Genomic DNA, 17,428 nt, shown 5'->3' with positions numbered 1-17,428 from the left:
GTCGGCTGGATGCTGACGCACCCGTTCTTCACCGATCTCGTGGCCCACGACGACGCGGAACTGGGCCGCCTGCTCGGCTCCGCCGTCGAGAGCCGCGAAACGATCCACGAGTGGCCGCTGTCCTGGGTGCGGAAGCTGCGGCTCGACGACGGCCGGACGCTGGTCTACAAGTCGCAGCTGCCGCCGACGGTCGAGGCGGCGTTCTATCGCGCCGCCACCTCACCGCTCCTGCCGCACGTCCAGGTCCTCGGCCGGCTCGGCGGGTGCACGACGCTCGTCGTCGACTGGATCGACGCGCCGACGCTGCAGGACGCCAGTCTCGACGAGGCCGGCTTCGTCGAGCACGCCAGGCGGGTCGTCGAGCAGATCGGGGAGATCAAGGGTGACCTGCCCGTCTACTACGACATCGGCACGCCGGCAGCCTGGCACGCCGTCACCACCGAGGCGCTCGGCAAGCTCGGCACGTTGGTCCGCACCGGCCGGTTCCCGTCGATCGCGCCCGAGCGGATCGAGGCCGTACGCACATGGGCGGAGTCGGACGACGTGCTCGCCCTGATCGGCAACGGCACGCGGGTCGTGCACAGTGACCTGCGGGCCGACCAGATCTTCCTGGCCGGCGACGGCTATCGCGTGATCGACTGGCAGCGCCCGATCCTCGCGCCGGCAGACGTCGACCTGGTGATGCTGCTCGACGAGTACGGCATCGACCCGTCGCCGTACGCCAGTGCCGAGGCCATCGGCATCCGCTGGTTCGTCATCCTGCGCTGGGCCGTCGAAGCCCAGCACGACCTGCTGCCCCACCTCGACGCCCGGCTGTTCGACGACTGGGCGGCGGGCGCCGTACGCAAGATCCTGGGTCAGGCGCCCGGATAGCGCTGCGTCCACTGGGTGTACGGCCCGTAGTCGCCGTGCAGCTGTGACTCCTGCGTGAACTCCATCGCGAAGTCGTCGGCCAGCTCCAGGATCGTACCGCGGCCCTCGACCTCGGCGACCCAGTCGGCCGGCAGCGCCGTCTCGCCGTGCCAGGCGCCGAGCAGGTTGCCGCACACCGAGCCGGTCGAGTCGCTGTCGCCGGAGTGGTTCACGGCGAGGAGCAGCGCCTGCCGCATCTGCGGCGGGTCGGGGTAGACCAGTGCGCAGTAGACGCCGATCGCCAGCGCTTCCTCCGCGATCCACGCGCCACCCAGCTGGTGTACTGCCTCCGGCGACGGTGTGTGCTCCGAGCCGGCCAGCTCCACCGCCTTGCGCAGCGCGGCCGTCGTCTCCTCGTGGCCTTCGTACTCCGCGAGCAGCACCAGCGCGCCGTCGATCGCAGCCGGGAGCGGTACGCCGTCGATCAGCTGCCGGACGATCGCGGCGAACGCGCCCGCAGACAGGTAGCCGGTCGGGTGTCCGTGGGTGAGCACCGCGCACTCGACGGCGAAGTCGAACGCGTTCTTGATCTTGTACCAGGGCGTCGGGATCAGGCCGAACGGCGCCGAGCGCATCACCGTGCCGCAGCCCTTGGAGTAGGCGTTGACCGGCTCCTGCAACGTGCCCATCCGGCCCGAGCGAAGGCCTGACAAGCACGCGTTGCCGGGTGCGCGTACGTCGTAGAGCCATTGCTGCCGGCCGAGCCAGCCGCTCACGTCGTCCGGCGGGGTCTGCCGTTCCTGGGTGGTGAGCCAGCGCAGGTACGCCCGGTGCACGACGGCCGGCGGATGACAGACGCCGCGATCCCAGCGCACGGCGGCCCGGATGATCCCCTCGACGGTGAACAACGTCATCTGCGTGTCGTCGGTGACCAAGCCGCGCCTGCCGCCGATCGGTGCCAGGTCGGTGAGCCCGGCCTCGCCGTAGTCCTCCCGGATCTGCTCGATCTGAACGAACTCGATCGGGGCACCCAGCGCATCGCCGATCGCACCGCCGAGCAGGCAGCCACGTACGCGTGATCGAAACGTCTCCTGGCGTTCCCTCGGCCAGTCCTTCGGATGTGTGATCGCCTGCCCGCCGCCCTGCTCAGTCACACCGCGAAGCGTAGCGGAACCCCTCTGACCAGCCGATCGTTCGTTTCGCAGGGGGTAAGTCAATGAATGTCATGAGCAAACGGCGCATCGCAGCTGTCGTCCTGGCCGTGCTGATGCTCGCCGCCGGGGTCTTCTTCACGGTCGGAATCTCGAACGGCTGGTTCGAGGTCATGTAGGCCGCGTGAGAACCAGGTCGAACTCCTCGTCGCGGTCGCAGAGCAGGGTGCCCTCGACCACTCTCAGGCGGGCGACCTGGATCGAGGACCGCCTTGTGTCGTAGGAGTCTCCGGTGTCGCCGCCGTGACGGCCCGGGTGCGTGAAGTAGAAGACGTACGCCTCGTCGCCGCTCACCACGACGTCGGCGTGCAGGCCGATCCCACCGTCGTCGGCCCGGGTGCCTGGCTGGTCGAGAATCAGGCCGGTCCGCTCCCAGTGGTCCAGGTCGCCGGAACGGAACACGCCTTGGCCGCGCCACTCATCGGCCAGCAGCCAGTAGTGGCCGCCGAGCCGGAAGACGTTCGGCCCTTCGTGCGGGCGCTCGGTGAGCACCGGACCGACGACCTCCCACTGGTAGAGGTCGTCGCTGTCGGCGGCGTAGGTGTGCGAGCCGTTGGCCTCGTCCTTGTACCACATCCGGTGCCGGCCGTCCGGCAGCTCGTGGACGCAGGCGTCGATGACGCGATCCGAGCTCAACTCGAGCCTGGACTGGAAGCTCCACTTCAGCAGATCCGGGCTGGTGTAGTGGAGAATTCGGCGGTCGTGTCCGGCCCATTGCGCAGGGACACCGCGGATATAGCTGACGTACATGTGATATTCACCGGACTGCCACAGAATTTCCGGCGCCCAATAGGTATTGCGGCCCCATTCGACGTCGAGACCGGAAAGCGTTCCCCGGTAAACCCATTCGCGGCCGTCGGGCGAGGACGCGACGCCGAGATCGGTGCCGTGCACCCAGGCCACGCCCATTCCCTCGGCGGTCGCCCGCCGGCTGGTGTAGACCATCCACCACTGCTCAGCGTCTCGATTCCACAGGATTACGGGGTCGGCCGCACCGTCGTGGATCGGGTCCCTGAACAACGGCGCACTCATGTCATGACACCTTTCCTTCTGCGGAACTACGGGAGTACCCAGCGTTCACCTTGGTACCCGATCGTGCGGAAATGTGCGAGTAGCCATCATCGCGGAGTCATTCCTCCCGCAGGTCAACGGAGTCACGAACTCCGTCCGCCACCTGGCCGACCATCTCCGTGTACGTGGGCATGATTCGCTTGTCATCGCGCCCGGTCCAGGAGACGCGACCTACGGCTCGACCCCAGTGATCCGGGTACGCAGCATGCCGCTGCCCATGTATCCCGAGCTGCCTCTCGGCCTTCCGGACAGCGCGATCCGTAAGGCGATCGCGGAGTTCCGGCCCGACATCATTCATCTCGCTTCACCGATCGTCATCGGCAGGTCCGGACTGAAGATCGCCGAAAAGCACGGCATTCCGACGGTTGCCGTCTACCAGACCGACGTGGTCGGGTTCGCGCAGCAGTACGGCTTCGTCGGTGTGGAACGCACGATCTGGGCGTGGACGCGGCGCCTCTACGCCCGGGCGGGCCGAACGCTCGCGCCGTCGCAACCGGCGGTCGCCCAGCTCGAAGGCATCGGCGTGCCGCGAGTCTTCTGCTGGCGGCGCGGCGTCGACCTCGCCCAGTTCGATCCGTCTCGCCGGGACGACGCGCTGCGGGCCCGGCTCGCCCCGAACGGTGAGGTGCTCATCGGGTACGTCGGGCGGGTCGCGACCGAGAAACGCGTTCATCTCCTGAGGCATCTGGACAACCTCGACGGCATCCGGCTCGTGGTCGTGGGCGACGGCCCGGCGCTGGAGGAGACCCGGGCCGTCGCTCCGCGTGCCGCTTTCCTCGGCATGCTTCGCGGTGCCGAACTGGCCAAGGCGATCGCCTCGCTGGACGTGTTCGTTCACACGGGTGCGCACGAGACGTTCTGCCAGGCCGCTCAGGAAGCCATGGCCAGCGGCGTTCCACCGGTCGCACCTGCCGCGGGCGGACTGCTCGACCTGGTGGACCCCGGGCGCACCGGACTGCTCTACGCACCCGAGGACTCCGAAGCCGGCATCGCCTCGATGCGCGCCGCCGCCCGGACCCTCGCCGACGATGCCGCGCTGCGCCTACGGATGGGTGACGCGGCCCGGCGGTCGGTGCTTCGCAGGGACTGGTCACACATTCTCGACGAACTGATCGACGTGCACTACAAGGCCGTACTGCAAGGGAATGGCACTCGAGCGACCGGGCTGGTGGCATGACGAGAATCGCTCAGCTGGCGAACTTCTACAGCACGACCTCAGGTGGTCTGCGTACCGCGGTCGACGCACTCGGTCGCGGTTACGTCTCGGCGGGACACGAGCGGCTGCTGCTCGTTCCAGGGCCCGAGGACTCGCTACAGGAGACCGAGAACGGCGCGATCATGACGTTCCGCGCTCCGCTGGTCGGCGGCAACGACTACCGCATGGTGGTCGAGCCGTGGCGGGTCCGGGAGGCTCTGGATCGGTTCCGCCCAACCAGCATCGAGGTCTCGGACAAGACGACGATGGTGCTGGCGGCCGGCTGGGCCCGCCGGCGCGGTGTGCGCAGTGTGCTGCTGTCGCACGAACGGCTCGACTCGCACCTTGCGCCGCGGATTCGCTGGCAGACCGGGCTGCGGGTCGGCTCCAGCCTTGTCAACCGGTACTTGCTGCGCGCGTTCGACCAGGTGGTCGTCACGTCGGCGTTCGCGGCCGAGGAGTTTCGACGCGTTGGCGGGACGAGCGTGGTGCGCGTACCGCTCGGCGTCGACCTCACGACGTTCCACCCCGGCCGGCGGCCGTCGGGAACGCTGCAGGGCTTGCCGAAGCTCCTGCACGTCGGCCGGCTGTCGTATGAGAAGCGGCCCGACCTCGCGATCTCGGCGGCAGTCGAGCTGCACCGGCGCGGCGCGCCGTTCGACATGGACGTCTACGGCGACGGCCCGGACCGCGCGGAGCTGGTGCGCCTCGCCGACGACGCGCCCGTGACGTTCCACCCGCACTTCACCGACCGTTCCGAGCTCGCCAAACGGATAGCGGCGGCGGACGTGTCGCTGTCGGTCTGCCCGGGCGAGACGTTCGGGCTGGCCATCCTGGAGGCGCTGGCGTGTGGCACGCCGGTCGTCACCGCAGACCTCGGCGGCGGGCGGGAGCTGATCACGCCGGAGTGCGGGGCGTTCGCGCCCGCGACGACTCCGGCGCTGCTGGCCGATGCCGTGCTGCAGGTGCTGGACCTGCCGGAGACGGCTCGCCGGGAGGCTGCCCGCGAGCGGGCCGAACAGTACCCCTGGTCGGCCGCCGTCGATCGCATGCTCGAGATCCACAGCACGCCCGTGCAGGCCAGGCGGTTGTGGCGGTCAGGAGCCAAGAGCTAGGGGTGTCCTGTAAGTGTCGCCGGGCTGCGGCGGCCCTGGCGCCACGCTGGCTGCGTTGGACGAAGATCGCCCGTATGACCTTGTGCGAACGACTCCGCCCGCCTTGCCAGCCCGGCACCCTTCCGCACCACCACCGTGGTGCCAGCCCGGCGCCACTCTGCTCAGGTGGCGGCTACGCCGCCGGGCGTCCTCGCTATCCACCGACACTTACAGGACACCCACTAAGCGCTGGAAGCACCCTCGGCCAGCAGGAAGCCGACCGACTCCTTCACCACGGCCGGATCGATCAGGATGCGGTTGTGGCCGAGGCCCTCGGTCGTCATCAGGCGGGCGCCGGGCCAGGCTTCGGCCAGCTCCGCGCCACCCGACCAGTTCGTCTCGGTGTCGTCGCGGTCGTGGATCACCAGCGTCGGCGGCACGGTCAGCTGGTCTGCCGTCGCGATCAGGTCGAAGTGGTCCCAGGTGACGCCGATCCGGCGGGAGGAACGCGCGATCATCGCCTTGCGTACGCGCTCGCCGAAGCCGAGCTGTGCGGCGAACGGAAGGGTGTACGGCTCGGGCTTCTCCATCGGAGAGACGAACACGACCCGCTTGGCCACCACGCCGTCCCGCAACGCGAGGGTGACCGCGCAGGCGCCGGCGGAGTGCGCGACCACGCCGTACGCCGGGCCGAGCCGGTCGGCGACGGTCCGGACCGCTTCGCCGGCCTCGAGCAGCGTGCTGCTGACCGGGCCGTACGCGCCTGGCGAGGACTCGCCGTGGCTCGGCGCGTCGAACGACACCACCCGGAAGCCCGCGGCCACCAGCGGCGCCACGAACGCGTCGAGCTGCGAGCGCCAGCCGCCCCAGCCGTGGACGAGGAAGATCAGCGGACTGTCGTCGTCACCCCACGAGTCGCCTTTGATCCGGCCGTCGCGGAACGGCACGCTGACCCTGGCGGCCGGCTCCGGCAGGTCCGGGGCTCGGCGGGCTTCGCGGTCGAGCCGGCGCGGAGGCAGCGTAAACCACAGCCGCTCGGCCCAGCGGCCGCCGAGCTCGGGCGCGAACCGCTCAGCGAGCCCGAACACCGTCCGGATCGCTCGGACCTGGAACGCCGAATAGAAACGAACGGTCGTGCTTTTCTGTGCCGGCATGGCTGCCCTTCTCCCTCTGGGAACGCAGGCTGCGGGTGGTCGGTGGTCTTAGTCGCAGTCTCGGCGGGCGGCGGCCAGCAGCGCGTCGACGGCGCGCCGGGCCCGCTCCCCCGCCCGCGGATCGTCCAGCAGGCGCTGGGCGTGATGGCAGGCGAGCAGGATCCCCTGGAAGTCCTGGGCGAACTGCTCCGGCTCGGCGTCGGCGCGGAACTGCCCGTCGGTGACGCCCGAGCGGAAGATCGTGGCCAGGGCCTCGAGCCAGTCGCGCTGGTGGGCGACCAGCCGTTCTCGTACAGGCCCCTGCTCGTCGTCGAACTCGGTCGACGCGGCCACGAAGATGCAGCCGCCGGGCAGCACCTCGCGGTTCCAGGTGAGCCAGCGCTCGAACAGCTCGCGCACCCTCGGCTCGCCGCGCGCCGCCTTGAGCGCAGGCCGCAGCACGAGCTCGACGAACTGGTCGGCGGCGTGGTCGAGCACGGCGAGCTGGAGCGTCTGCTTGGAACGGAAGTGGGCGAACAGGCCGCTCTTGGAGAGCTCGGCCTGCTCGGCCAGCGAGCCGATCGTCAGGCCGTGCAGACCGACAGTGCTGGCGGTCCGGAGTGCGGTGTCGAGGACGGCCAGCCGCGTGAGATCGGCCTTGCTCATGCGAACGAAAATAGCACGACCGTTCGGTCGGCACCAAGCGATTCATTTGAGCCTGCGATTTAACCGATAGGCCCCTATCATTTATGTGCTAACGTCGAGGCGTCTCTACAGCCTCATGGGAACGAGGTCGGAAGATGACCGAAGCAGCAGAGCTGCCGTTGGAGATGCGGCGGAACGGGTTCGACCCCGCGCCGGAGCTGGCGCGAGTACGCGACGGCGAGGGTGTCCTGCGGGGGGAGACGCCGTTCGGCCTGCCCGCCTACCTCGTCTGCCGGCAGGAGGATGTTCGCGAGGTGCTGTCGGATCCGGTCCGGTTCAGCAGCGCCCGGACGTCGTTCCAGGGTGTCGTCGAGATCGACGAGGCCGAGCTGGCGAGGGCGCGCGCCGGCAGCCTGATCTCGTTCGACCCGCCGGAGCACACGAGGTTGCGCCGGATGCTGACAGCGGAGTTCACGGTCCGCCGGATGCGCCGGCTGGAGCCGCGGATCAAGGAGATCGTCGACTCGGCACTGGACGATCTGGAGCGGGATGGCAAGCCGGCCGACCTGGTGGCGAACTTCGCGCTGCCGGTTCCCTCGCTGGTGATCTGCGAGTTGCTGGGCGTGCCGTACGCCGACCGCGCGGAGTTCCAGGACCGGTCGGCTCGGCTGGTGGACGTGTCGCTGCCGATCGAGGAGCGGCGTGCGGTCCGGCAGGCGGACCACGCGTACATGGCCGGGCTGGTCACGAAGGCGCAGGCCGATCCGGGCGACGGCATGCTCGGGATGCTCGTTCGGGATCACGGCGACGACCTCAGCACCGACGAGCTGATCGGAATCGCGAGCCTGCTGCTCTTGGCGGGACACGAGACCACGTCGAACATGCTCGGCCTGGGCACCCTGGCACTGCTGCGGCACCCGGACCAGCTGGCCCTGATCCGCGAGGACCCGGCCCGGATCGAACCCGCCATCGAGGAGTTGCTGCGCTGGCTGTCGATCGTGCACTCGTTGCCGCCACGTACGGCCACGACTGACGTCGAGATCGCCGGACACGCCATACCCGAGGGCTCGTTGGTGGTTCCCGTGCTCCCGGCGGCCAACCGCGACCCCCACTTCATCGAGCACCCGGACACCCTCGACATCACGCGAGGCGCACCCGGTCACGTCGCGTTCGGCCACGGGGTGCACCACTGCATCGGGGCTCCGCTGGCACGGATGGAGATGCGGATCGCGTTCCCGGCGTTGCTCTCGCGGTTTCCCGGGCTCGCGCTGGCCGAGCCGTACGAACAGGTGGGGTTCCGGGCCTTCAGCGCTGTGTACGGCCTGCGCTCGCTCCTGGTCACCTGGTGAGAGCCGACGCCACCCGCAACGCGGAACGGATCGTCGGTGCCGCGGTGCTGGCCTTCGAGGAGATCGGTCCGGAGGTGACGCTGGAGGAGATCGCTCAACGCGCGAACGTGGGTGTGGCCACGGTGTACCGCCGCTTCCGCGCTCGCGACCAGCTCGTCCGGGCCGTCTTCGAGCACGTTCTGGCCGCCGAGCTCGAACCGACCACCGCGGTGCACACCGACGACCCGTGGCGGGACCTGACCGGAGCGCTCGAGGCCATCACCGAGGTGCTAGCCCGGCGGCAGGTCGTCATCTCGCTGGCGCGTGAGTTCGAGACGTTCGCGACCGAGAGCGCGCAACGCTTCCTGCGCTCCCTCGAACCGGTGCTCCAGCGGGCAGTCGACGCAGGCGTGGTGCGGCCGGAGCTGTTACCTCGCGATCTGATCGCCGTCATCACCATGAACCTGTCCACGGCACACCCCGGCGACCCAGCCGGCGCGGACCGCAGGCGCTACCTCGCCTTACTCATCGACGGCCTGCGAACCTCGCCGACCACCCTGCCGCCACCCTCCTCGGCCGAGGTCCCCGGATCCCGAGCCTGCTAGCAGCAGTGACGACGATCCGGAGGGCCAGCTAGTGATTGGCGGCGTGTTCCCAGGCGTCGAGCAGGCGGGCGGCTGAGCCGCCGATCGGGCCGACTGCCGCTTCCAGCGTCTTCGCGTCCGGCAGTTCGGCTTCTGCTACCGCGTCCTCCGCGAGCGTGGCGTCGTCGATCGTCGAGGAGCAGACGGACAGGAGGTAGTCCGGTACGTTCAGGGCCGGATCGACGCAGCCGACCAGTGGGGTGCCGACCGCCGCCACCAGGGGGAACACCGTTCCCGGGATGCCGATCGCGGCTTCCGCGCGGGCCGACGCCTCCAGTGACGGCACGGCGCTGATCTCGTACTGCTCCCACAGCGAGCGGTCCTCCCGCGGGTGCAGGCCGACCAGGATTCGCTTCCCCGCCGCCCGCAGCCGGGCGGCCGAGTCCAGCAGCAGTTGCGTCCCCGGCGCCGCGGAGCCGGTGTCGTCCGGATACGTGACGCTGGTCAGCACCAGCACCAATCCCGCCTCCGGCCGGCGGACCGGCAGGTTGTCGGTCTGCGGCGAGCCGACGACGCGGACCTTCCGGTGCGTACCGAGGTAGCCGGCGAACGCTCTCGCCGCTGCCGGAGACGCGGCCGTACGTACGCGCAGCCGATCGCGGAGCTCCCCGGCCAGTGGCGCCTCAGCCGGCCCGAGATACGCCAGCCCGCTCGCGGCAAGCGGAAGCCGAGTCCGAAGCCGGAACCGCCGCGCACAGTCGGCCGGCCAGTCGCCCGCACCCGCCACCACGAGCAGGTCCGCTCGGGGAGCGTCGTCAGGGGTCGCGACCGGCACCGGATCGTCCGGTGAGATCTGGGAGTAGTCGGGCACCAGCTGGGTCAGCTGCCACCGCCGTCGCGCAGCCTCCGCCAGCAGCGGCTCGACGTGGTAGGTGCCCCACGGCTCGTTCGTCGCGATCAACACTCGCATCGGCTGGCGCCGATGCCGGCTCGCGGCCGATGCCGTGCCCTCACCGGTGGCTAGCACACCGGCCAGGGCTCCTGTCAGTACGGCCCGACGGGCCAGGAGATTGACTGCGTCCACGCCGGAACCCTATGTGGGCAAGGCGACCTTGACGTGAACGCCGATCGACGAACTACTTCGGCTGGCCGTCTCCGGCTTTGTCGCCCGGCACGAGCTTCAGCCCGGGATCGGTCACGAACGCCAACGCCTGCTCCAGCGACACGTCGACCCTCGAGACAGGCGTCTGGGAGTTGTTGCCGAACAGGTCGAACGTACCGATGCCGACGTACGATCCGTCCGTGCGCTGGTACAGAACGCTGAGCGCCGCTTCCTGGCCCCTGCGATCGACGCCGACCCAGGCTTGCTCGGAGGTGCCGGGGATCGTCTGCTTCTCGCACAGGTTCTTTCCGTCGGTTTCGTCGAGACACCCGACCTCCTGCAGCAGCCCATCGACGGCGTGCTCGTCCTTCTCGGCCTCCGTCGAGGTGACGACCACCTTGACCATGCCCAGACCGTCCTCGCCGGACACGGCCCAGTCGAGCTTGGACCCGACGCTGTAGCCGCCGGTCTGGACGTTCTCGCTCTGCTCGGGCAGGTGCTCGCGCCCCGGATCCAGATGGCGGACGGCCGCGTCGAGCAGGAGCGCCCGGGTCGCGGGGTACGGGAACGGGTCGTCCCCGGGCGCCTTCGCCGTCGACTCGCCGCGCTCGACCGTGGGTTTCGCGGACGGCACTGTCGGTGTGGGTGAGGGGGAAACCGTGGACGCCCCCTCGCTCGGTATGCCCCGCGGGTCTCCGGACGCGACCTGCAACGTCGCGTCGTCCCGGAAGGCGTTGGGCAGCACGGCGACCGCGCCGGTCGCCATCACCACGCCCGCTGCCAACCCTGCCCCCACCATCACGGCACGGCGGCGGCGCAGCCGGCGTTGTCCACGCCGGACATCATCGTCCGGGCCGGACGTCATCGCCGGTTCGTCGGAGAAGTCGAGCTCCTCGAACGTGCGGCTCAGCTGGTCCTCGTCATTCATTTCGGTTGCCTCTCGGTCGCTGCGTCATCCATCGACAGAGCGGCTCGCAGGCTCGCGATCGCCCGCGCGGTGTTGCTCTTCACCGTGCCCGCCGAGCACCCCAGGTCACGTGCGGTCTCCTCGACCGACAAGTCACACCAGTAGCGCAGGACGACGGTCGCTCGCTGCCTGTCGGGCAGTCGTTTCAACGCGTTCAGCAAGGCGTAGCTGTCTTCGAACGGAAGCCCTTCCGGCGCGGCGGCGTCGAAACCGTCCAGCCCGGCGGTCTCACGCCGCCAGGGCCGGCGCAGCTCGTCGACATGCGACCGGACGACGATCCGCCGCGCGTAGGCATCCTCCGTGCCCTCCCCGTGGATCCGGGGCCAGGCGACGTACAGCTTCGCCAGCGCGGTCTGCACCAGGTCTTCCGCAGCGTGCCAGTCACCGCAGACGAGGTACGCCACGCGCCGGAGATAGGTCCGCCGCGCGGCGACGTACGTCGCGAAGTCAGCTCTGCTTCGCCTGCTCACGTCACCACCCGTTCGTGCGCATTCACTCTGTCGCCGGAGAGGACGGAACGCGCTGGGAACAGGTTGTCACGAAGCCGGCAGAAATTACGGACGTTCAGTGCGCGATCACAAGCATCTGGTCGGCACCGGCCTGGAACTCGTACGGCACCGCGCGCCGCTCGGCACCCAGCTCGCCGGCCAGCCGGTCGAGGAACTCCACCGGCTCCCCCGCGCCCTGCAGCACCAGCGGGAACACCCGAACCTCACGGCGCGCCACCCGGGCCAGCTCCCGCAGCGCCGCCCGATGCCAGTCCTCGCCCAGCCGGTCCGCCCAGGTGAACAGCAGATGCGAGCACAACACCAGGTCGAACGCACCATCGCCGAACGGCAGATCCGGCAGCGCACCGGCCACGTAGGCATGCGGTCGCTCCACATAGTCACGCGCGAACCGCCCGGCGGCCTCCGCACGCAACTGGTCGCGCCTGGCGGGCGTGCCGTACCAGGACCAGACGAACCGGTCCTGGTTCTCGTCGATCAGCTGCGCGGCTCCGGAGGCACTGGTGCTGATCGCGGCGAGCACCTCGTGCTGTGGCCTGCCGTACGCCGGGTCGACCGCCGCGCCCGAGCCGCCGCGGGCGGCCAGCTCCGCGGTGAAGCCGGACGCGCCGGCGCAGCAGTCCAGGATGGACAACTCCAGGTCAGTGTCGCTCAGGTCGAACATCGCCTGGTACTCCACGAACGACCGCGAGGTGATCAGCACACGACCAGTACAGCAGATCCGGCCGGCTCGCCTCCGAGATGCCCTGTTGAACAAGGAGCTACCGGAAGTGAGTACGCCGAACAGTCGGTCATCAGGACTTTGGTCACCCGGAAAGTCGGGACCTGCGACCTGGTGCTTTCTTCGTCAAGGAGGGCTTAACGTCATCCCTGGAGCGTGTATCAGGGGCATTTGATCTGCCCCGTTCGGAGGCGTGGCGCTCGAGTCGGTGGCGCTGCCTGTCCTGTAACCCTGCGAAACAAGGCGTGTCACCGTCAACCGCGACCCGTCATGCGTCGCGGATCAGGGAGGGTATTTTTCTTCGGCTCGTAGGTAGGGCACATGCAACACCTCAATCCATCCTCGAGTGTCAAACCGACCCATCGTCGTGCCAGCCGGTCCAAACGTGCTTTGGCCGGAATGGCGGCGCTTTCACTAACAGCAGTTGGCCTGCTGGCATCCGCCGGACCCGCGTCGGCGAGTGTTTCCACAGACGCGGGCTTCGAGTTCGCCGACGGCAACCTGGTCCACAACACCTTGATGGACTGGAACGACTTCGCTCCCACCACGTGGGTCGGGAGCGCGCCGTCCCGGACGTCGAGCAAAACCGTTGCCGGCTGGGCGTTCACAGGACTGGAGGACGCACAGGCGACCGGCACCGACTCCGCCTTCGCGGGCGGCGTGAAGCAGGACAACGACTGCGCCTCGGTCATCGGTGCCAAGGCACCCAACAAGGACGACCTGAAACGGGTCTACGTCACCAGCAACACGGTGGGCGGCGATGTCTTCCTCGGCCTGTCCTGGGTGCGAATTCCGCAGAACACCACCTCACCGTCGGCGCACATCGGCTTCGAGTTCAACAAGGGCACGACCGCGTGTCCCGCCGGCTCGGGCGGCCTGGTGCGCCGCACCGCGGGCGACATGCTGATCGTCTACGACTTCGAGGGTGGCGCCACTGACACCCCGACCATCACGCTGCGGCGCTGGGTCACCTCCGGTTCCTGCGAGGTGGGCTCCGACAGCCCGCCGTGCTGGGGACCTTCCACCAACCTGACCGCGCTCGGCTTCGCCGAGGCCAAGGTGAACACCACCGGCTCCGTCTCGGACGCGATCGCGCCGCCGCCACCGGCACCACCGGTGACGCTCGGAACCAACGAGTTCGGTGAGGCCGGGATCAACCTGACCGACGCCGGTGTCTTCTCCTCGACCGACTGCGAGTCGTTCGGCAAGGCGTACGCCGTGAGCCGGTCGTCCGGCAACTCCGCGACCGCCCAGATGAAGGACCTCGTGGGTCCTGGTGCGGTCAACATCACCAACTGTGGAAGGGTGATCATCCGCAAGGTGACCGACCCGAGCCCGGATCCGACCGACACGACGTTCGACTACACGACCACCGGCGGACTCAGCCCGTCGACGTTCGACCTGAAGAACGGCGAGTCGCAGGACTACGGCTCCCAGGTGCTGCAGGGGTCCTACACCGTCACCGAGTCCGACCCGAGCCCGGCCTTCGCGCTGAGCAACATCGACTGCTCGGCTTCGAACACGTCCCACGGCACAACGATCACGGAGAACGAAGCCACCCGAACGGCGAGCTTCAACCTCAAGCCGCTGGACGTCGTCGACTGCACGTACACCAACACGTTGCAGCGCGGCGCCCTGCGAATCGTCAAGCAGAGCACGAAGAGCAACACCCTGGTCTCCAACGCCGGGGCCGTGTTCTCCTACGACAGCTCGAGCGTGACGGACAACGGCACGGGCGACGAGGACTCCACGATCGGTGAGATCTGTGTCTCGGGCCTGAGCCCTGGCGCGTACACCGTCAACGAGACCACGCCGCCGCCTGGCTACGGCGGTGCCACGCAGACCGACGTGACCGCCACGGTCGTGGTCGGAACCAACTGCACGGACAACCAGCCGAGCGCCGCCAACACGGCGACGTTCACCAACGCACCGCTCGCGGACATCCAGGTCAACTTCCGCGACGGTGGCTCCGGCGAGACCAGTGCCACGTCGATCGTGTGCACCAACGCCGGGACGACCCCCAGCACGACACCGGCAACCGGTTGGGACAACTCGGTGACCCACGAGGACATCCCGATCGACCCGTCGCCGCGTACCGTCACCTGCACGATCGTGATCGATCCGTAGTAGTCGCAAAGCAGTGACCGGTGGAGAGCCCGAGGCCAATCCTCGGGCTCTCCCCGCGTCGCAGCTCCTCAGTAACCAGTCGGGTGCCGAGGGGTGTACGCCGCTTCGAGCGAGGCGGCCTCGTCGTCGGTGAGGTGGACGTCCAGCGCCGCCACGGCGTCGGGTAGGTGGTGGTCCTTGGTCGGGCCGACGATGGGCGCGTCGACGACCGGGTTGCGGAGGACCCAGGCCAGGGACACCTGCGCCATCGGGATGCCGCGGTCCTTGGCGACCTGCTCCACCGCGTCGGCGATCGGCTTGTCCTGCTCGGTGGTGAACCGCTTGCCCATGGGATCGGTGTCGGCGCGGTTGGTCTGGGTTCCCCAGGGCCGGGCCAGGCGCCCCTTGGCCAGCGGGCTCCACGGAATGCTGCCCACACCCTGATCGGCCAGCAGGCCGAACATCTCGCGCTCGTCCTCGCGCATCATCAGGCTGTACTGGTTCTGCATCGACACGAAACGCGTCCAGCCGTGGAGCTCGGCGGTGTACTGCAGCTTCGAGAACTGCCAGGCCCACATGGACGACGCGCCGAGGTAGCGCACCTTGCCCGCCTTCACGACATCGTGCAGTGCCTCCATCGTCTCCTCGGCCGGAGTGTCCGGGTCGAAGCGGTGGATCTGGTAGAGGTCAACGTAGTCGGTGCCGAGCCGGGCCAGCGACGCGTCGATGCTCTCCATGATCGCCTTACGGGAAAGGCCCGAGCCGCCGGGACCGTCGTGCAGCTTGAAGAACACCTTCGTCGCCAGCACGACGTCCTCGCGGCGGGTGTACTTCCGGATCGCCCGGCCGACGATCTCCTCCGAGCTGCCGAAACCGTAGATGTTCGCGGTGTCCCAGAAGGTGATGCCGAGCTCGACGGCCTGCCGGAAGATCGGCTCGGCCGCGGCGTCGTCGAGCGCCCACTGGTTGAAGCCGCGCGATGTGTCGCCGAAGCTCATGCAACCAAGCGAGATCCGGCTGACTTTCAGTCCGGAGTTGCCAAGCCGTGTGTATTCCATGGGCGGATTCCTTCTTGTCCTTGTCGGATGCGTGGCCGGTCAGCGTGGCAGCAGCCGGAACGTCGCGGCCGCGGCCCTGGCGTCGGTGACGGGTCCGACGATCCTCGGGCCGTAACGGTCGTACTTCGTGTGGTACGCCGCGTCGATCGCTGCCTGGGCGTCGGAGGCGGCTTCGGCGAACGTCACGTCGCGCTCGAGCCCGCCGGCCTCGATCCGCCCCGTGCCGCTGGCCTTGGCCCGGCGGAACCACGGGTTGTCGACGCCGTAGGCCGAGCGCACGTAGAGCTCGTCGCCGGCGCGCACGACCCAGATCGTGATGTACGGGCGCAGCGTGCCGTCCTTGCGTACCGACGCGATCCGGAGCTCCTCGGCCTCGCCGATCCGGCTCAACTCGTCCGCTGTCCAACTGGTCATGTTTCTTCGAATACCTCCTTGGCGATCCCGACCGCGGACATCGCACGTGGCCAGCCGGCGTAGAAGGCCAAGTGGATGATGACCTCCTTGAGCTCGGTCTCGGTCAGTCCGTTGTCCTTCGCCCGGGCGAGATGGTGCCGCAACTGCTCGGTGTTGCCGCCGGAGATGAGGCAGGCGACCGTGATCAGGCTACGGTCGCGATGCGACAACTCTGGTCGTTCCCAGATGTCACCGAAAATCACGTTGTCGGTGAGCTCGACGAGCTTGGGGGAAAAGTCTCCGATGATGCGCTGGGCCGGGGTTTGCTCTCGTTCGGTCATGGCCGCACCAGCACCTTCAGCGCCTTGCGCTCGTCCATCGCGCGGTAGCCGTCGGCGATGTCGTCCAGGCCGAGGGTCTGGTCGAACACCCTGCCCGGCTGGACGTTTCCGGCCAGGACGTCGGGCATCAGCTCCTCGATGTACGCCCGCGCCGGTGCCGCGCCGCCCGTGAGCGTGATGTTCGGAACGAAGGTGTCGACGAAGCCGAACGGCACCTCGGCGAACTGCGGTACGCCGACCCGGCTGATCACGCCGCCGTGCCGGACGACGCCGAGCGCCTGGTCGAACGCCTCGCGGTAGCCCACGGCCTCCAGCACCGTGTGGGTGCCGTCGCCGCCGGTCAGGTCCCGTACTCGCGCGATGCCCTCCGCACCACGCTCGGCGACGACGTGGGTCGCGCCGAACTCGACTCCGAGGTCGGTACGCGCCTTGTGCCGCCCCATCAGGATGATCTGCTGGGCGCCGAGGCGCCTGGCCGATAGCACGGCCATCAGCCCGACCGCGCCGTCGCCGATCACGGTGACCGTCGTACTCGGGTTGACGCCGGCCTTGAGCGCGGCGTGGTGGCCGGTGCCGTAGACGTCGGAGAGCGTGAGCAGGTGAGGGAGCAGCTCGTCGTCGTTCTCCTCGACGGGCGCTTTCACCAGCGTTCCGTCGGCCAGCGGCACGCGGACGGCCTCCGCCTGCAGGCCGCCGATCCCGTTGCGGCCCCAGAACCCGCCGGTACGGCAGGAGGTCTGCAGGCCTTCGCGGCAGAAGTCGCAGGTGCCGTCGGACCAGGCGAACGGGCAGATGACCACATCACCGCTGCGGAGCGTGGTCACCTGGGAGCCGGTCTCCTCGACCACGCCGACGAACTCGTGGCCCATCGGGTGGCCCTCCGTGCCTGGTGTTGCCGGCGGGAGATTGTAGTAGGGGTGCAGGTCGCTGCCACAGATGCAGGACCGCAGGACGCGTACGATCGCGTCGGTTGGCTCTTTGAGCACCGGGTCCGGGACGGTCTCGACCCGAACGTCACCGGCGCCGTACATGAAGGTTGCTCGCATGTCGTCCAGTGAATGCGATCCGCGACGAGGTGGGGAGTTCCTGTCGTTCCAGGTAACGGCAGTACCTCCCTCGTT

18 protein-coding genes are annotated in these 17,428 nt (G+C 68.9%); 6 read left to right on the top strand and 12 right to left on the bottom strand.

The annotated features are described in order from the left end of the window. The first annotated feature begins 9 nt into the window (after window positions 1–9). Window positions 10–873 carry an aminoglycoside phosphotransferase family protein gene (locus ACYVF6_RS21930; protein WP_460524214.1) on the top strand — a complete coding sequence of 288 codons (864 nt, stop codon included), beginning with the start codon at window positions 10–12 and terminating at the stop codon, window positions 871–873. Here the strand turns inward: ACYVF6_RS21930 and ACYVF6_RS21925 are convergent. Further along, the gene (locus ACYVF6_RS21925) at window positions 858–2,006 is read right to left on the bottom strand and encodes an ADP-ribosylglycohydrolase family protein (protein ID WP_460524212.1); all 1,149 of its coding nucleotides are present in this window, start codon (window positions 2,004–2,006) and stop codon (window positions 858–860) included. The genes ACYVF6_RS21930 and ACYVF6_RS21925 overlap by 16 nt on opposite strands. Window positions 2,007–2,174: 168 nt before the next feature. Next, window positions 2,175–3,095 carry a glycoside hydrolase family protein gene (locus ACYVF6_RS21920; protein WP_460524210.1) on the bottom strand — a complete coding sequence of 307 codons (921 nt, stop codon included), beginning with the start codon at window positions 3,093–3,095 and terminating at the stop codon, window positions 2,175–2,177. A gap of 73 nt (window positions 3,096–3,168) precedes the next feature. Between ACYVF6_RS21920 and ACYVF6_RS21915 the strand changes: the two genes are divergently transcribed. Next, window positions 3,169–4,311, top strand: a complete 1,143-nt coding sequence (locus ACYVF6_RS21915) for a glycosyltransferase family 4 protein (protein ID WP_460524208.1) — start codon at window positions 3,169–3,171, stop codon at window positions 4,309–4,311. Further along, entirely contained in the window at window positions 4,308–5,444 is a 1,137-nt protein-coding gene (locus tag ACYVF6_RS21910) for a glycosyltransferase family protein (RefSeq protein ID WP_460524206.1), read from the top strand. The genes ACYVF6_RS21915 and ACYVF6_RS21910 overlap by 4 nt, the downstream gene beginning before the upstream one ends. Before the next feature lie 221 nt (window positions 5,445–5,665). Here ACYVF6_RS21910 and ACYVF6_RS21905 read toward each other — a convergent pair whose 3' ends face one another. Both ACYVF6_RS21905 and ACYVF6_RS21900 read right to left on the bottom strand, forming a co-directional pair. Further along, window positions 5,666–6,577, bottom strand: coding sequence for an alpha/beta hydrolase (locus ACYVF6_RS21905; RefSeq protein ID WP_460524204.1), 912 nt, complete (start codon window positions 6,575–6,577; stop codon window positions 5,666–5,668). Window positions 6,578–6,625: 48 nt separating this feature from the next. Beyond that, window positions 6,626–7,222 carry a TetR/AcrR family transcriptional regulator gene (locus ACYVF6_RS21900; RefSeq protein ID WP_460524202.1) on the bottom strand — a complete coding sequence of 199 codons (597 nt, stop codon included), beginning with the start codon at window positions 7,220–7,222 and terminating at the stop codon, window positions 6,626–6,628. Window positions 7,223–7,356: 134 nt separating this feature from the next. Between ACYVF6_RS21900 and ACYVF6_RS21895 the strand changes: the two genes are divergently transcribed. Continuing rightward, window positions 7,357–8,550 (top strand): cytochrome P450, encoded by a 1,194-nt coding sequence (locus ACYVF6_RS21895; RefSeq protein ID WP_460524199.1) that lies wholly within the window; start codon window positions 7,357–7,359, stop codon window positions 8,548–8,550. Beyond that, entirely contained in the window at window positions 8,547–9,134 is a 588-nt protein-coding gene (locus tag ACYVF6_RS21890; RefSeq protein WP_460524197.1) for a TetR/AcrR family transcriptional regulator, read from the top strand. The genes ACYVF6_RS21895 and ACYVF6_RS21890 overlap by 4 nt, the downstream gene beginning before the upstream one ends. Window positions 9,135–9,162: 28 nt before the next feature. Here the strand turns inward: ACYVF6_RS21890 and ACYVF6_RS21885 are convergent, their stop codons facing one another. From ACYVF6_RS21885 to ACYVF6_RS21870, 4 genes are all read right to left on the bottom strand, one after another. After that, complete coding sequence (locus ACYVF6_RS21885; RefSeq protein WP_460524195.1) at window positions 9,163–10,197, bottom strand: hypothetical protein; 1,035 nt, start codon at window positions 10,195–10,197, stop codon at window positions 9,163–9,165. Window positions 10,198–10,249: 52 nt separating this feature from the next. Next, a complete protein-coding gene (locus ACYVF6_RS21880; protein ID WP_460524193.1) occupies window positions 10,250–11,143 on the bottom strand; it encodes a hypothetical protein in 894 nt (297 codons plus the stop codon). Beyond that, window positions 11,140–11,652 (bottom strand): SigE family RNA polymerase sigma factor, encoded by a 513-nt coding sequence (locus ACYVF6_RS21875; RefSeq protein WP_460524191.1) that lies wholly within the window; start codon window positions 11,650–11,652, stop codon window positions 11,140–11,142. Before ACYVF6_RS21875 ends, ACYVF6_RS21880 begins: the two co-directional genes overlap by 4 nt. A gap of 94 nt (window positions 11,653–11,746) precedes the next feature. Next, window positions 11,747–12,391 (bottom strand): methyltransferase domain-containing protein, encoded by a 645-nt coding sequence (locus tag ACYVF6_RS21870; RefSeq protein WP_460524189.1) that lies wholly within the window; start codon window positions 12,389–12,391, stop codon window positions 11,747–11,749. Between the two features lie 417 nt (window positions 12,392–12,808). Between ACYVF6_RS21870 and ACYVF6_RS21865 the strand changes: the two genes are divergently transcribed. After that, window positions 12,809–14,536, top strand: coding sequence for a prealbumin-like fold domain-containing protein (locus ACYVF6_RS21865; protein WP_460524187.1), 1,728 nt, complete (start codon window positions 12,809–12,811; stop codon window positions 14,534–14,536). Window positions 14,537–14,604: 68 nt separating this feature from the next. Here the strand turns inward: ACYVF6_RS21865 and ACYVF6_RS21860 are convergent, their stop codons facing one another. Genes ACYVF6_RS21860 through ACYVF6_RS21845 form a run of 4 tightly spaced genes read right to left on the bottom strand, consistent with a single transcriptional unit; the run spans window position 14,605 to window position 17,353 of the window. After that, window positions 14,605–15,573 (bottom strand): aldo/keto reductase, encoded by a 969-nt coding sequence (locus ACYVF6_RS21860; RefSeq protein WP_460524185.1) that lies wholly within the window; start codon window positions 15,571–15,573, stop codon window positions 14,605–14,607. Window positions 15,574–15,612: 39 nt separating this feature from the next. Beyond that, window positions 15,613–15,987 carry a DUF2255 family protein gene (locus ACYVF6_RS21855; protein ID WP_460524183.1) on the bottom strand — a complete coding sequence of 125 codons (375 nt, stop codon included), beginning with the start codon at window positions 15,985–15,987 and terminating at the stop codon, window positions 15,613–15,615. Then, window positions 15,984–16,307 (bottom strand): carboxymuconolactone decarboxylase family protein, encoded by a 324-nt coding sequence (locus tag ACYVF6_RS21850; protein WP_460524181.1) that lies wholly within the window; start codon window positions 16,305–16,307, stop codon window positions 15,984–15,986. The genes ACYVF6_RS21855 and ACYVF6_RS21850 overlap by 4 nt, the downstream gene beginning before the upstream one ends. After that, the gene (locus tag ACYVF6_RS21845) at window positions 16,304–17,353 is read right to left on the bottom strand and encodes a zinc-dependent alcohol dehydrogenase family protein (protein ID WP_460524179.1); all 1,050 of its coding nucleotides are present in this window, start codon (window positions 17,351–17,353) and stop codon (window positions 16,304–16,306) included. Before ACYVF6_RS21845 ends, ACYVF6_RS21850 begins: the two co-directional genes overlap by 4 nt. Between the last annotated feature and the right edge of the window lie 75 nt (window positions 17,354–17,428).

The sequence above is a fragment of the Flindersiella endophytica genome, from assembly GCF_054779015.1.
Note: the sequence above shows the minus strand (reverse complement) of the source record. Positions and strands in the feature narration are given on the sequence as shown.

Bases quoted from the DNA above. Each gene is read 5' to 3' on its own strand.
- ACYVF6_RS21930 (WP_460524214.1), top strand. From the start codon at position 10: ATGCTGACGCACCCGTTCTTCACCGATCTCGTGGCCCACGACGACGCG.
- ACYVF6_RS21920 (WP_460524210.1), bottom strand. From the start codon at position 3,095: ATGAGTGCGCCGTTGTTCAGGGACCCGATCCACGACGGTGCGGCCGAC.
- ACYVF6_RS21910 (WP_460524206.1), top strand. From the start codon at position 4,308: ATGACGAGAATCGCTCAGCTGGCGAACTTCTACAGCACGACCTCAGGT.
- ACYVF6_RS21905 (WP_460524204.1), bottom strand. From the start codon at position 6,577: ATGCCGGCACAGAAAAGCACGACCGTTCGTTTCTATTCGGCGTTCCAG.
- ACYVF6_RS21900 (WP_460524202.1), bottom strand. From the start codon at position 7,222: ATGAGCAAGGCCGATCTCACGCGGCTGGCCGTCCTCGACACCGCACTC.
- ACYVF6_RS21895 (WP_460524199.1), top strand. From the start codon at position 7,357: ATGACCGAAGCAGCAGAGCTGCCGTTGGAGATGCGGCGGAACGGGTTC.
- ACYVF6_RS21880 (WP_460524193.1), bottom strand. From the start codon at position 11,143: ATGAATGACGAGGACCAGCTGAGCCGCACGTTCGAGGAGCTCGACTTC.
- ACYVF6_RS21865 (WP_460524187.1), top strand. From the start codon at position 12,809: ATGGCGGCGCTTTCACTAACAGCAGTTGGCCTGCTGGCATCCGCCGGA.
- ACYVF6_RS21860 (WP_460524185.1), bottom strand. From the start codon at position 15,573: ATGGAATACACACGGCTTGGCAACTCCGGACTGAAAGTCAGCCGGATC.
- ACYVF6_RS21855 (WP_460524183.1), bottom strand. From the start codon at position 15,987: ATGACCAGTTGGACAGCGGACGAGTTGAGCCGGATCGGCGAGGCCGAG.
- ACYVF6_RS21850 (WP_460524181.1), bottom strand. From the start codon at position 16,307: ATGACCGAACGAGAGCAAACCCCGGCCCAGCGCATCATCGGAGACTTT.
- ACYVF6_RS21845 (WP_460524179.1), bottom strand. From the start codon at position 17,353: ATGCGAGCAACCTTCATGTACGGCGCCGGTGACGTTCGGGTCGAGACC.